Genomic DNA, 580 nt, shown 5'->3' on the forward strand with positions numbered 1-580 from the left:
GCACCCGAAACGGCCAAATCTAATAAATTAGGCGGTGCGGCCTTAGCAGCAGCCGGAGTAGCGGCCGGAGTCGCCGGAGTCGCCGGTCTGGCGGCAGCAGCGTCAGCAATGAGTTCGGAGGAGGAATCCTTCGAGGATGACGAGGATGAAGCTGTCTCCGACTTCGACATGGACGATGACGAGGATGAAGCTGTCTCCGACTTCGACATGGACGATGACGAGGATGAAGAAGCTGTCTCCGACTTCGACATGGACGATGACGAGGATGAAGCTGTCTCCGACTTCGATATGGACGATGACGAGGATGAAGAAGCCTCGGCTTTGGACGGTCTCGGTCTCGGCGACGATGAGGAAGACGCCGTATCAGACTTCGATATGGGCGACGATGAGGAAGACGCCGTATCAGACTTCGATATGGGCGACGATGAGGAAGACGCCGTATCAGACTTCGATATGGGCGACGATGAGGAAGATGAAGCGTCGGCTTTGGGCGGTCTCGACCTCGACGATGAGGAAGATGAAGCGTCGGCTTTGGGCGGTCTCGACCTCGACGATGAGGAAGATGAAGCGTCGGCTTTGG

1 pseudogene is annotated in these 580 nt (G+C 57.1%); it reads left to right on the top strand.

The features are described 5' to 3' along the window. Positions 1-168: 168 nt before the first annotated feature. Positions 169-580: pseudogene (locus QUB63_RS21335) on the top strand (DUF5331 domain-containing protein); the annotation flags it as partial.

This window comes from Microcoleus sp. ARI1-B5, assembly GCF_036705795.1.
Lineage (GTDB): Bacteria > Cyanobacteriota > Cyanobacteriia > Cyanobacteriales > Microcoleaceae > Microcoleus.